The sequence below is a fragment of the Chryseobacterium lineare genome (assembly GCF_977014045.1).
Window position 1 is genome coordinate 1,678,069 of the sequence record NZ_CDRNIQ010000001.1, and the last position, 12,938, is coordinate 1,691,006.

General features: G+C 39.3%; 10 protein-coding genes. 3 read left to right on the forward strand and 7 right to left on the reverse strand.

Translation table 11 applies throughout. The features are described from left to right. The first annotated feature begins 188 nt into the window (after positions 1-188). Positions 189-2,225 carry a methionine--tRNA ligase gene (gene metG / locus ACWNCI_RS07325; RefSeq protein ID WP_449387791.1) on the forward strand — a complete coding sequence of 679 codons (2,037 nt, stop codon included), beginning with the start codon at positions 189-191 and terminating at the stop codon, positions 2,223-2,225. 85 nt (positions 2,226-2,310) lie between these two features. On the opposite strand, the gene ACWNCI_RS07330 is transcribed toward metG, so the two are convergent. The 5 genes from ACWNCI_RS07330 to ACWNCI_RS07350 form a co-directional block, all read right to left on the reverse strand. Next, positions 2,311-3,015, reverse strand: a complete 705-nt coding sequence (locus ACWNCI_RS07330; protein WP_449387792.1) for a class I SAM-dependent methyltransferase — start codon at positions 3,013-3,015, stop codon at positions 2,311-2,313. Between the two features lie 678 nt (positions 3,016-3,693). Next, positions 3,694-5,286 carry an MFS transporter gene (locus tag ACWNCI_RS07335; protein ID WP_449387793.1) on the reverse strand — a complete coding sequence of 531 codons (1,593 nt, stop codon included), beginning with the start codon at positions 5,284-5,286 and terminating at the stop codon, positions 3,694-3,696. 149 nt (positions 5,287-5,435) lie between these two features. After that, positions 5,436-6,557, reverse strand: coding sequence for an HlyD family secretion protein (locus tag ACWNCI_RS07340; RefSeq protein WP_449387794.1), 1,122 nt, complete (start codon positions 6,555-6,557; stop codon positions 5,436-5,438). Between the two features lie 21 nt (positions 6,558-6,578). Next, complete coding sequence (locus tag ACWNCI_RS07345; RefSeq protein WP_449387795.1) at positions 6,579-7,889, reverse strand: TolC family protein; 1,311 nt, start codon at positions 7,887-7,889, stop codon at positions 6,579-6,581. Positions 7,890-7,978: 89 nt separating this feature from the next. Beyond that, complete coding sequence (locus tag ACWNCI_RS07350; protein ID WP_449387796.1) at positions 7,979-8,824, reverse strand: helix-turn-helix domain-containing protein; 846 nt, start codon at positions 8,822-8,824, stop codon at positions 7,979-7,981. A 70-nt stretch (positions 8,825-8,894) separates the two neighbouring features. On the opposite strand from ACWNCI_RS07350, the gene ACWNCI_RS07355 reads away from it, so the two are divergent. Then, positions 8,895-9,368, forward strand: a complete 474-nt coding sequence (locus ACWNCI_RS07355) for an Mpo1 family 2-hydroxy fatty acid dioxygenase (protein WP_346984855.1) — start codon at positions 8,895-8,897, stop codon at positions 9,366-9,368. Between the two features lie 79 nt (positions 9,369-9,447). Here ACWNCI_RS07355 and ACWNCI_RS07360 read toward each other — a convergent pair whose 3' ends face one another. Next, complete coding sequence (locus tag ACWNCI_RS07360; RefSeq protein WP_449387797.1) at positions 9,448-10,242, reverse strand: glycosyltransferase family 32 protein; 795 nt, start codon at positions 10,240-10,242, stop codon at positions 9,448-9,450. A gap of 245 nt (positions 10,243-10,487) precedes the next feature. Between ACWNCI_RS07360 and ACWNCI_RS07365 the strand changes: the two genes are divergently transcribed. After that, complete coding sequence (locus ACWNCI_RS07365; RefSeq protein WP_449387798.1) at positions 10,488-11,813, forward strand: alpha-amylase family glycosyl hydrolase; 1,326 nt, start codon at positions 10,488-10,490, stop codon at positions 11,811-11,813. 42 nt (positions 11,814-11,855) lie between these two features. Here the strand turns inward: ACWNCI_RS07365 and ACWNCI_RS07370 are convergent, their stop codons facing one another. Beyond that, the gene (locus tag ACWNCI_RS07370; protein WP_449387799.1) at positions 11,856-12,923 is read right to left on the reverse strand and encodes a DUF2891 domain-containing protein; all 1,068 of its coding nucleotides are present in this window, start codon (positions 12,921-12,923) and stop codon (positions 11,856-11,858) included. Between the last annotated feature and the right edge of the window lie 15 nt (positions 12,924-12,938).

Genomic DNA, 12,938 nt, shown 5'->3' on the forward strand with positions numbered 1-12,938 from the left:
TCTAACTGCCAGTTATTTAAACTAAAATATGCATCACATAGCACTATTTTAAATTTAACAAAAAGTTAAACATTTGTTTAACTAAATATAATATCCGACTGTCTTGATAGACTTTAAAACCGTTTAAAAAGAAGGCTTACGGTATTCCGCAGATATTCGTTATCTTTGCACATAAAACTTTACTATAAATGTCGAACAGAAAGATGATTACGGCAGCTTTGCCTTATGCAAACGGACCGGTTCATATAGGACATTTGGCAGGGGTATATATTCCTGCGGATGTTTACGCAAGATTTCAGAGAAGATCAGGAAAAGAGGTAGCGTTTATCTGTGGTTCGGATGAACACGGAATTCCTATTACCATAAGAGCTAAAAAAGAAGGAGTTACCCCACAGGATATCGTTGATAAATACCATGAGATCATCAAGAAATCTTTCTCAGATTTGGGGATCTCATTTGATGAATATTCCAGAACGACTTCTAAAAAACATTACGAGACAAGTCAGGATTTCTTTAAGGTTCTTTATGAAAAAGGGAAGTTCACGGAAGAAGTATCTGAGCAGTATTTTGATGAGCAGGCAGGAGAATTCCTTGCAGACCGGTATATTGTCGGAACATGCCCTAACTGTGGCAACGAAAACGCATATGGAGATCAGTGCGAGCGATGTGGCTCTACCCTTTCACCTTCTGAGCTGATTAATCCAAAATCAATGCTTAGCGGAAATGTTCCTATTTTAAAAGAAACAAAAAACTGGTATCTCCCATTAAATGAATATGAAGATTTCCTTAACGAATGGATCATAGAAGGCCATAAAGACGATTGGAAACCCAATGTGTACGGACAGGTAAAATCATGGCTGAATGACGGACTAAAACCGCGCGCCATGACAAGAGATCTCAACTGGGGTGTCCCGGTTCCGCTTCCTGGTGCTGAAGGAAAAGTATTATATGTATGGTTTGATGCGCCGATCGGCTATATTTCTTTCACCAAAGAATGGGCCGAGAAAAACGGAAAAAACTGGAAAGACTACTGGCAGAGCGAAGAATCTGATCTGGTTCACTTTATCGGAAAGGATAATATTGTGTTCCACTGTATTATTTTCCCAAGTATGATGAAGGCTCACGGAGATTACATTATGCCGGCAAATGTTCCTGCTTTTGAATTCCTGAATCTTGAAAACGATAAAATTTCGACCTCAAGGAACTGGGCGGTCTGGGCGCACGAATATGTAGAAGATTTCCCCGGACAACAAGATGTGTTGAGATACGCTCTCCTTTCATCGGCTCCGGAAACAAAAGATAATAATTTTACATGGAAAGATTTCCAGACCAAGAATAACTCTGAACTGGTAGGAATTTTCGGAAACTTCATCAACAGAGTTGCCGTGCTGATTCATAAATATTACGATGGTGTTGTTCCGCAAGGTGATGTAAATGCTCCTGAACTACAGGAAATCAATAAGTCAGCAAAAGAAATTGCAGGGTTTTTAGAGAACTATGAGTTCAGAAACTCTTTAACAGCCTTAATGAATCTTGCCCGTTTCGGAAACCAGTATTTACAGACTGAAGAGCCTTGGAAAACCATTAAAGACAATCCTGAAAAAGCGGCGCATTCATTATTTGTCGGCGCACAGATTGCCGTTGCTTTAGCACAGTTGTGCGAGCCATTTATGCCTTTCAGCTCTGAGAAGTTACTGAATATGTTTAATGTTGAAAAACAAAGCTGGATTGATATTGAAACGAAATCTGTATTGATAGAAACAGGTCATAAAATCAATGAATCATCTCTTCTTTTCTCTAAGATCGAAGATGATGTTATTGAAGCCCAGATCCAAAAGCTGGAAAACACAAAACAAAACAATAAGAAAACAAACCCTAACGCCAACCCTATGAAAGAAGAAATCACTTTTGATGATTTTACAAAGATTGACTTGAGAACAGCTACTATTGTAGAAGCTGAAAAAGTGGAAAAAGCAGATAAATTATTAAAACTGACGGTTGACACCGGTGTTGATGTAAGAACTGTAGTTTCAGGGATTGCAGAAAGCTTTACTCCGGAAGAAGTGATCGGGAAGCAGGTGATGATCTTATTAAATCTGGCTCCAAGAAAAATCAGAGGCATCGAGTCTCAGGGAATGTTATTATTAACAACGAAACCTGATGGAAAATTATCTTTTGTAACCCCGGACGACAGTAATGTAGAAAACGGTATTGAAATAGGTTAATCCATCATTCTTAGATATACAAAATCCACATGAAATTCATGTGGATTTTTTTGTTTGTCATTGCGGGAAAGAAATGACTTACACTTTATTTCTTAGTCAGTTTAGCCAGATAAGCATCCTCATCCTGCAAAACCTTTTTAATGTTGAAACCATTATGTTCCGCAGCATTTTTTAAGGTATTAAAGTCAAGATACAGCCATTTGATCGCTTCTTCCGATTCACCTTTGTAGTGAACAATATAATCGAGTTCGCCATAATATCCTTCTGCCGGAATGTAGACACCGCCGTCTTCATCGCGGTCGAACATATAGAGAATATCCGTACTGTCGATCAGGATCTGTCCGTTTTCATTCAGAAGGGAGTGCAATTTTTTAAGATAAATATCAATTACTTTAAGGCTTTGAAAAATCCCTGTTCCGTTCATCAATAAAAGGATCGTATCATAGGTTTCATCCGAAAACTGAAGCATATTTTCACAAACTGCTTTCCTTATTCCCCGTAACCGGCACACTTCAATAGATTTTGGCGAAATATCAAGGGCCGTAACATCTAGGCTTCTTTCGTTCTGAAGATACAGAGAATGCGAACCCGCTCCCGCTCCGATATCAAGAACTTTTCCCTGAGCCAGTATCAAAGCTTTCTGCTCGATTTCATTCATTTCTTCAAAATCACGGAAGAGATATTCTACTGGAAGTTCATCCAGTTCGGAAATTGAAGTTTCAGTCTGCAGATCCTGAGGATTTTCCTGATGGTAATAATCCCAGATCGCCTTTCCCATAAGGTCTTTCATAGTGCTAATTATGGCTGTAAAGATAGCTGTTTTTGATGTATTTTCCGGGTACTATTAAGTTATTAACGCTATGTCCGCAAGAAACGTTTGCTGTAGCAAAGCGAAATGAAGAATCTCTTGTAGTTATTAACGCTATGTTCGCAAAAGTCTATAGTTTTATGCATATTCTTTCGAACGCAAAGGCGCTTTGCTCAGCAAATGATAGCGAATCATAAAACCTGGGTGGCTGAGGTTACTCGAAGCCACCAGGGCACTACCAATCTGAAACACTCTCACCCTCACACTTATACCCTAAAACTCTCAAACCATCCTCTTTTTTGCAAGATGATTACATCGTACGTCACAAGCACCTTGCAAGGTAGCTTGCAAGCATCGTGCAAGGTACGTCACAAGCATCGTGTTAGCCTCGACACAATCATCTTGCTCCGTAAGGTTAGTTCATCTCGTCTTGTCAACTCCTCATGCATCGGGCGGTCAACATACCCTTGACGGTACGGTCAACACATCCTTGACAGTACGGTCAACACACCCACTACAGTACAGTCAACACCGCATTGACAAGCAATAGCGAATTCGCCCAAAAACCTCTTTTGAAAGATAAGCCTATCAAAAAACGCAAAGCTCCATTCTATAACATAAAATGAAGCTTTGACTAAGTAAATGAAAAACAAGGTATCGTTATAGCGCAGGACCTGCTGCATCTTTTATTTCTTCGAGAAGTTTTTTTCTCTCGCGGAGTCTTCTTCTGGCAATGACCGATTTTCCCGTGAGCATCCTGATAAATCGTACGTATTCGAAACGTTCTTTTCCAAAATGATGGGTAAAAACATAGATCAGAATACCGAGGCCGGCAAGGATAATATATCCGAATATCTTTTTGGAGGCGACAATTATTGCATTCAGCTGAATGAGTTTCATATTGGCTGCAACATTCTGAGGAGTCACCGTCATTCCATCCATATACACCGCCAGATCCCCGATGGCTACTACCTGGAAACGGTACTGAAACCATGAATACAGCGCTGAAAACACGCCCACTGCGAGGAATGTTCTCCATACCAGCACAAGACCAATGGCTGCAAGCATTTCATCCATTTCAAGTTTATCCAACGTATAAAACCACACTGAGATGAAGAGCGCTCCCATTCCGTATCCTTTCAGGAACATCGGAAGATACCAGTAATCGTAGCTGAATTCCAATACCATTGAAAAATACATCACAATCGCATAACCCAGCATCGCTGCAAAACCGGAAAAAATGAACATTTTCAGCGGGATCTCTTTTTTAAACCAGAAGATGGCCGTCATACCTGCCAGTATCAGTCCGGGAATCATTAAGAGATTCAGCCGGGCATTTGTAAGTTGGTCGTATCCTAAAACTCCTACTGCAAAAGTATTCTGAATAGAAGTTGTCCCTAAAAACATTCCCAGACATAAGAGCATGAACAGCCCGTGCTGCACATTATTTTTAGTGAAAATTTTAAAAGATAAATAAGGTCTCTTTAACGTCAGCTGTCGTATGGTAAGCAATGCAAAACTGATGAATGCAGCAATTCCGGCATTGATGATCTTATCTGAATTGAGCCAGTCCTGTTGTTTTCCAAACGAAAAAACATACGCCGAAAACATAAAGGTAGACACAAAGAGCAAAACACTGAGCCAGTCTATATAATGCAGAGGAATTTTTAAGGCAAAATATTTATCATGCATAAAAACCCAGTGCAGAAGAGCCAGAATGAAACACCCTACCGCCGCCATGATGTAGAAATGCTGCCAGTTGTAACGGATGGAAATATCAACCGCATAGTAAGCAACTATCTGATTCAAAACCAGCACAAAGGTGTAAAACGCGCCGTAAAATACTCCTCTATTTCCGATCATCGCCATCAACGGAAGGAAAAGCTCAATTGTCACCATCATTTTTAAAAACCCGATAACCAGTGAACTGAACACAAAGATCATAGGGTCAAACGTCGTGGAATTCAGGTAGCTTAATAATCCCAACAGGACCAGCAAAACCACCATTTTATCTCTGACTTTAAATCTCATTTTCATTCTGAGAACGATGGGCATACAGGCGCCCATACCGATCGTAGTGGCATAATTGGCCCACATGAAATATTCGGTCATCGCACCTGTGCCGCTGACAAGATAACTGATGTTTCCCGTGTACACCCCTCCCAACGGCATCACTACCGCGAGCAGCAATACAATGAGAAGTAGCTGTATGGGCTTGGGAACCCAGTCGTTGTATAGTCCTTTGTTGTACATATTTTGATTTTATGAAGAGCCAAGTAAAAAGGCAAAAGTAAAAAGTATGGTGCGGAATACAGATTCATCAACTGATGAAAACTTTTACACATTTTTCTTTTTCATAGCTTTAATATTTAATGTGAGCTTTACTTTTTACTTGGCTCTTTTTACTTTTTACTTATTAAACTTACATTCACATTCATTCCTGCGCTCAGCTTATTGAGATCCGCTTTCTTGTTGGATTCTGTAAATTCTATTCTTACCGGAATTCTCTGCTGAACTTTGATAAAGTTTCCGGTAGAGTTATCCATTGGAACACTGGAATATCTTGAGCCTGTCGCGGCAGAAATAGCCGTTACAACACCTTCAAATTTTTGTCCGCCCAGCGCATCTACGGTCATCATCAGCTTTTCACCGATCTTGATATCAGGCATCTGGCTTTCAAGGAAATTGGCAGTCACCCATTTTTGTCCATTTAATACAATGGTCGCTACCTGCTGCCCCGGCTGTATCAGCTGACCTTCAGAGATTGTTCTGCGTCCCATTACTCCGTCATACGGTGCCGTGATTACGGTATAGGAAAGATTGATCTTTGCCATATCCAAAGCAGCTTTTGTTCTTTTGATCTCCGCATCATTGATTCCCAATTTGCTTTTCACTTCGGTCGTAGAAAGGTTTGCAGATTGTTTTTGGTTAACTAATGTTTCATAAGCAGCTTTCTGTGCTTCATATTCGGTTTTCACCTGATCGTACTGCTGTCTTGTCACCGCTTCGGAAGCCAACAGGTTTTTATAACGGTTAAGATTCTGTTCAGCATTCCACAACCTTGCTTTTGCACCGGCAATATTGGATTCCATCACACTGACATTATTGGATACCGTATTTACGGAAGAACTGGTAGCTGTTCTCTGGGCAAGGGCATTCTGGTAAGCGGCCTCTGCCTGACCCAGCTGGGTAAGAATTTCGCGGTCATCAAGGATTACCAAAGTATCTCCTTTTTTCACCTTCTGATGTTCTATGAATTTTATCTCTTTTATATAAGCTGAAACCCTCGTGTTGATGGGATTGATGAATTCTTCCACCTGTGCTGCTTCTGTATAGGTTTTATCGCCCACATGAAAATATTCGCGCACCAGCCAGAATAACCCTAAACCAATCACCAGGAAGACGATGGTATTGGAGATAATGGCTCTTATTCTGTTCTTTTTATTTTGTTTTTTCTTCGCTGCAGCAGCCCCTTGTACCTGAGCAGAAGATGCATTCTGTATATTTTGTTCCTTGTTTTCCATTGTTTATTTACCTTTTAAAAATTATAATGTTCCCGTAGATTTCAGAAGATTGTAATATTGATACAGCATGTTGATCTCTGCATTGGCATAATCTAATTCTGACTGTAATTTCTGATTCTGTGCATCGATCATTTCTGCCTGTACCGCCAGCTGATTCAGATATTTGGCTTCAGTAATTTTGTAGTTTTCTTCTGCCAGTTGTTTAGCATCATTAAGAATTTCCGCCTGCTGAATCGATTCCTGATATTTGATATAAGCGGCATTCACGGCCATATCCACATTCTGCTGAGTCAGGGTTACCGCATCACTCGCCTGGTTTTTCTGAAGCTCACCCAACTTTACCCGTTCTTTGGTTTTGTATAAATTGTCGATGTTATAACTCAGTGAAATTCCTGTCTGCCACCCGCCCGAATACATATCTATAACAGGATTTCTTGTGGTGACGGGTCTTTGCAAAGTATAGCCGCCAAACCCTGAAACGGTAGGCATCTTATCAGTTTTAATAATTTCAATATTCTTATCAGCAATATTAACATTGGTTTGTGCAGATTTAAGCAAAGGATTGTTGTCATAGGCAAGATTCAGATAATACTCTATTCCGATTCCGGATTCTTTGTTTTCCAGACTTTCAACGGGAACAATTTCTGTATCTGAAGGCAGGCCAAGGGCAATATTCAGATTATAATTAAGAATTTTCCTGTTGTTAACCAATGTCAGAATCCCCTGATCTAAATTTTTAATAGCAAGCTCACCACGGATCACTTCGTTTCGGGTGACCATCCCCTGCTGGTAGAATTTCTGAATGTTTTTGAGACGTTCTTGTGCCAGTTTCTTATTGCTCTGAAAAACCTCCTGCTGATTTAAAATTTTATAAACATCGAGATAGTTAGAGATCACCAGGAACTTTACATCCTGCTTGTTCTTTTCGAGATCCAATTCAGAAAGCTGCTCACGAAGCCCGGCCAGTTCAATAGATTTATTGACGAGTCCGCCTTTGAAGATCAACTGCGTCGCCTGAACACCATACGTGCTCCCATAATGAGGCATCGGAACGTTTGTGGACTGGGAAAAATCTTTATCTATAGCCACCGCATCACCTAGATAAAACTGGCTTGTAGAAGCAGTAATATTGGGAAGTTTCTGAAGTTTTACGACATTGGTATTCTGTTTCGCAATATCTATATTCTGCGCCGAAACTTTCAGCTGCTGATGATTCTGAAGGGCAAGTTCTGCCACTTCATTCGCTGTCATCTGTTTTATTTCCTGTGAAAAAAACAGCGCAGGAAAGACTGCTATCATAAATGACAGCGCTGTTTTTATATTCTGTACCATTTTACCTTGTTTTACGAATGCAAAGTTATGGCACGAAGAAACTCAAACAAATGTTTGAATTTTGGAAAAAGATGTTCAAATGTAGGATTTTATTTTTCGAACTGATTCCTATACTGCGTAGGACTTTCGCCTAAATGTTTTTTAAAAAAGTGAGAAAAAGAATACTGATCACTAAAACCAAGCATTCCGGAAATCTCCGAAACAGGCTTACTTGAGGAATTCAGCAGTACCTTCGCTTCATTGATGACAATTAAAGCAATGATCTCACTGGCCGGCTTACCGGTAACAGACTTGATCACCGACGAAAGATGTCTGGTTGTAATCGACTGACGTGCGGCATAGTACTCGACATTTCTTTCTTTATTATGATATTTCGCCACATCATTAAGAAAAACAAAGACGATTTCTTCCTGTCTCGACATCTGATTCATGGCATTGCTGTCTTCCTTGGAAATGATTCCTGCCATCTGATAGCAGAATACAGAAAAAAGATGTTCCACAATTTCTTTTTTATACGTCATTTCAGTATCCGAATCGAGGATATACTTTAAAAAATTAACGCTTTTCCACACGACTTCCATTTCATCGGCATGAAAAGGAACACCAATGTTCATTTGCTGACGGAAATATCTGTATGTTATTAATCTGTTGAATTTTAATGATAATGCCGAAATAAACTCTCTTTTATAGGAAACCATTCTCGACTGGAAATCATCACTGATGGAAATCATTTCATAAACTGTCTCCGGATCCGTTACCATGAACATATTGGCGGAAAGCTCCAGATCACGGAAAGATTGTTTTAGTTTGATGGTTCCTGTTTTAATAAAGATAAATGCTGGATTATCAGGACGGAAAGGCTTGTCGACAGCGATTCTCTCGAAGATATTATGTTGTGTAAAAATCTCAACCCCGAATTTTTCTAAGACAGACATAACACAAATGTAAGCAATCTGTTGAGTGATTACAAAAATTTATTATTTTAGTGATTCCCAATTTATAACTATGAGAAAAATTGATTTGCTTTTCGCAGAGTATAGTGAAAGCCACAGAAATTCTACGAACAAACTGATTCACTGGATCTGTGTTCCTTTAATTTTCTGGACAATTCTTGGTTTTATTTCACTTATTCCCTCGAAATCCATATGCTTTATCTACATTGGCTGTATCAGCTATGTAAGCCTTGTTGCAATGGCTTTAGTTACCTTATTTTATATGAGACTTTCTGTGCTTATCAGCATCGTAATGCTCATCATCATGGTAATCATGGAAAGTTTTGCGTACGGAATCAATATTCGCTTCAGGGGAAATTCCTGGATGGTTTATCTTTCTATTTTCATTATCACCTGGATCTTACAATTTGTAGGACATAAAATTGAGGGTAAAAAACCATCTTTCCTGAAAGATCTGCAATTTCTCCTTATCGGACCAATCTGGCTGTTAAGTTTCATTCTGAAAAAGCTGGGAATCAGGTATTAAATTTTAATATATAAAAGAAGCTCCGAAACAATAACTTCAGAGCTTTTATTTTAAATTAATTGTGATTAAATGATGTTGCTTATACAGACTGGTTTTCTGTTTTTTTGCCTTTAAGATAGCCATGGATACTTTCTTCAGGAAACAGATCGAGTACTTTATTGATATCGATGATCTTATGCTTATTAAGGATACTTTCTATTGATTTTTTCGCATCGGGCTGGTTAATCAGCTGCTCTAAAATGCCGTATGTATTCACCATTTTTTTATGGGTATTTTCTTCATCGCCCCCAAACCAGGAACCGTTAAAATGATGGCTTACATAATTTTTCGGAAGATCCTGCGAGAAATATACCGAGGGATATAAGGTAACGTCATGTCTGAGCTTCTGTATAGTGTCGCTGTAGCGGTCTGCCCCATATTCTTTTTCAAGCATTTCAGAGAAAATATCGGTATTAATGCGTTCTTCAAAACCTTTCTGACGCTCATAATAATCCACAAAATCCGCGGCCAGTTTATGTTTAGGCTCAGCCATCCAGAATGCAGAATATGGAACGCCTTTTACTTCAAAGCCACAAACGGCTGTTTCATTAAGAAATTCATCCAGCGGCAACTTCAGTTCCATATCGGTATCCATATAAATGCCGCCGTGTTCATACATGACCTTAGAGCGTACATAGTCGGATACGAAGGCCCACTTTTTCTGTTCAAAAGCTTCTTTTACATATTGATTATCTTCCAGCGGAGAATTGCTTTCATTCCATTCTATAATCTCATAATCGGGATGAATTTTCTTCCATGATGCAATACAGTGTTCCGCAAGTTCGTGTTTTGCCTGGCCTCCAAACCAGCAATAGTGTATTTTCTTTGGAATCATATATTATTTTTAAGTGATTGGTTTCTTACAGATGGCAATAGCCTTTATTTAATGTTTGCAAAAATTAAACCTTAAATTTTAATTCATGAATATTTAAATACCACAAAAAACAGAAACAAGTCCTGCACTGCATTGTAAGACTAGAATTTACAGAATTTAACTCTTATTATTTAATGAAATCAATTATGGTACATTTATTTCTTTCATGCTCATGATTATATTTCTCTTTATCTTTAATTACAATTATGAAGCAAAACACTGAATTTCCGTACCTTCCGGAACAATATGTGAAAATCACACTCCCGGAATGGGCCAAAAATGCAACGGTTTACGAGCTAAATATCCGACAGTTCTCAGACGAAGGAACTTTTAAGGGCATTGAGCAACAGCTTCCAAGGCTAAAAAAAATGGGAATTGATATTATATGGCTGATGCCGGTACAGCCTATCGGAGAATTGCACCGTAAAGGAAGCATGGGAAGTTATTATTCGGTGAAAAATTATCTGAAAGTCAATCCTGAATTTGGTACACAGGATGATTTCAGAAGCCTGGTAAATGCTATCCACCGAGAAGGAATGTACGTCATTCTGGACTGGGTTGCCAACCATACCAGCTGGGATAATCCTCTGGTGGATGAGCATCCGGAATGGTACCGTAAATCCAGAAAAAATACATTTCAGTCGACACGCTGGAGAGACTATGACGATATTATCGAACTGGACTATCAATATCCTGAACTTCGGAAATATATGACGGAAGCCCTGAAATACTGGATCCGGGAATTTGATATCGATGGCTACCGATGCGATATCGCAAGTTTTATTCCTATTGATTTCTGGGAAAATGCCAGAACTGAGCTTGATGTTATAAAACCTGTATTCATGCTTGCGGAAGCCGAAGACCGTGAGCTTCACCGGAAAGCATTTGACGCTACCTACAACTGGACACTCTGGAACATCCTGCACCAGATCGCCCTGAATGAAAGAAGCGTAAAAACCCTTACTGAAGCGTATCTCGCAGAGCATGTATCTATCTTTCCTAAAGAAGGCATCCGTTTAAATTTTATTGATAATCATGATAAAAATTCATGGGAGGGCAATCAGTACAGCAATTTCGGAGATGCCCTGAAAGCGGCAACCGTTTTTACAGTCATGATGGATGGAATGCCACTCATTTACAGTGGTCAGGAAGCAGGTCTTGACAGGTCTTTAGAGTTTTTTGAGAAAGATCCAATTAACTGGAAATCTCATGAAAACGAAGAGCTTTACACCGTTCTTTTCAAATTAAAGCACCAAAACAAAGCGCTTTGGAACGGCAAATATGGTGGTGAAATGATAAGGATCATCAATGACAGGATGGACCAGGTGATTTCATTTGTACGCGAAAAAGACGGCGATAAAGTTCTCACCTTCATGAATCTCAGTAATGAATCTGTAATCGTACAGTGTGATACATCGTTTGATACCGGTGTCTACACAAACCTTTTCACCGGAAAGCAGCAAAATGTTCCGGATACAATGATTCTTAATATGGAGCCATGGGAATATATTATTTTACATGATGAGAAATAAACTCTTTCAGGGATGAATTAATGAAAAGAATTGCTTTTCGGATTAATCTTCCAATGCATATACTGCAAAGCTGGCAAGCCAGTGATCTCCACCGTAATTTCCCTGAAATAATAATGGAAGTCCGTTATTAAGGAAAACTGCTGAGGTTTTCTGAAATTCTTTTTTCAATGGATGATGATCTGGGAGTGATTTGGCAATCCCCTTCATGCACCACGCTTTAGAGAAGGAAAGCCCCACCAGATGAACGGTTTGATAATCACTCAGATCACTCACAACCGGAATCTTTTCAATATTTTCCAGGCTGCGCTTTTCATAAAACCTGTTCAGCCACTGTACAAATTCTTTTTGCGGAAGAACTCTTCTCATCAAATCTGCAATTTCAAGACTCGGCGAGAAAAAATCTGAACCATCAGGTTCCAGATAAGCCGGAGTTTTTTCATCTTTTAAATAAAAATATTTTGCCTTTTCGATCAGTTGTTTTTCAAAATCGTTATTGCCTGTTGTCCTGGCCCAATCAATAGCAAAAGACATTGCAAATGCTGTGTTTGGGTGAACTCCCGTTCTGTTCGGATAAGTCTGTTTAGGCAGATAGGTTTTCCAGGCAATTAAAATTTTATCCATCAAAGGTTTGAGGTTCTGATGCCAGGTTTTGGCTTTCGGGGAATCCCAGCCAGTCAACTCTTCATCCAGTTTTAATAACCAAGCCCAACCGTAGGTACGCTCAAAAGTTCCTGTCAGCTGATATTTTGTAAAATAATCTGCTTCGGCCTGCAGATTTTCTTTTGTAAAGGAATGGTCGAGAATGTTTTCGATGTCTTTAGCAATTGCAAGGTTTGGCTTTGTTTTCAGTATGCGAACCAGCATCCAGTGACCGTGTACCGAACTGTGCCAGTCGAAACATCCATAAAAAGCGGGATGAAGTGCTTTTGGGCTTAAGGAAACTTCATTAGCATTGTTAATGATATGCGCTGTTTTATTCGGATATTCCTGATTGATACAGTGAAGTGGTTTCTCAGATAATTTTACGGCCATGTCATCCGTAAGTTTCGGAATTTCCTGGGCAAACGTTAATAACGGAAAGAAAATAACAGCTAAAAGACTTTTTTTCATTGACTAAAAATATAA

What these genes read in the sequence shown, in the direction of transcription:
- ACWNCI_RS07340 (WP_449387794.1), bottom strand. Translation starts at nt 6,557, where the DNA reads ATGGAAAACAAGGAACAAAATATACAGAATGCATCTTCTGCTCAGGTA.
- ACWNCI_RS07335 (WP_449387793.1), bottom strand. Translation starts at nt 5,286, where the DNA reads ATGTACAACAAAGGACTATACAACGACTGGGTTCCCAAGCCCATACAG.
- ACWNCI_RS07330 (WP_449387792.1), bottom strand. Translation starts at nt 3,015, where the DNA reads ATGAAAGACCTTATGGGAAAGGCGATCTGGGATTATTACCATCAGGAA.
- ACWNCI_RS07370 (WP_449387799.1), bottom strand. Translation starts at nt 12,923, where the DNA reads ATGAAAAAAAGTCTTTTAGCTGTTATTTTCTTTCCGTTATTAACGTTT.
- ACWNCI_RS07365 (WP_449387798.1), top strand. Translation starts at nt 10,488, where the DNA reads ATGAAGCAAAACACTGAATTTCCGTACCTTCCGGAACAATATGTGAAA.
- ACWNCI_RS07345 (WP_449387795.1), bottom strand. Translation starts at nt 7,889, where the DNA reads ATGGTACAGAATATAAAAACAGCGCTGTCATTTATGATAGCAGTCTTT.
- ACWNCI_RS07360 (WP_449387797.1), bottom strand. Translation starts at nt 10,242, where the DNA reads ATGATTCCAAAGAAAATACACTATTGCTGGTTTGGAGGCCAGGCAAAA.
- ACWNCI_RS07350 (WP_449387796.1), bottom strand. Translation starts at nt 8,824, where the DNA reads ATGTCTGTCTTAGAAAAATTCGGGGTTGAGATTTTTACACAACATAAT.
- ACWNCI_RS07355 (WP_346984855.1), top strand. Translation starts at nt 8,895, where the DNA reads ATGAGAAAAATTGATTTGCTTTTCGCAGAGTATAGTGAAAGCCACAGA.
- metG (WP_449387791.1), top strand. Translation starts at nt 189, where the DNA reads ATGTCGAACAGAAAGATGATTACGGCAGCTTTGCCTTATGCAAACGGA.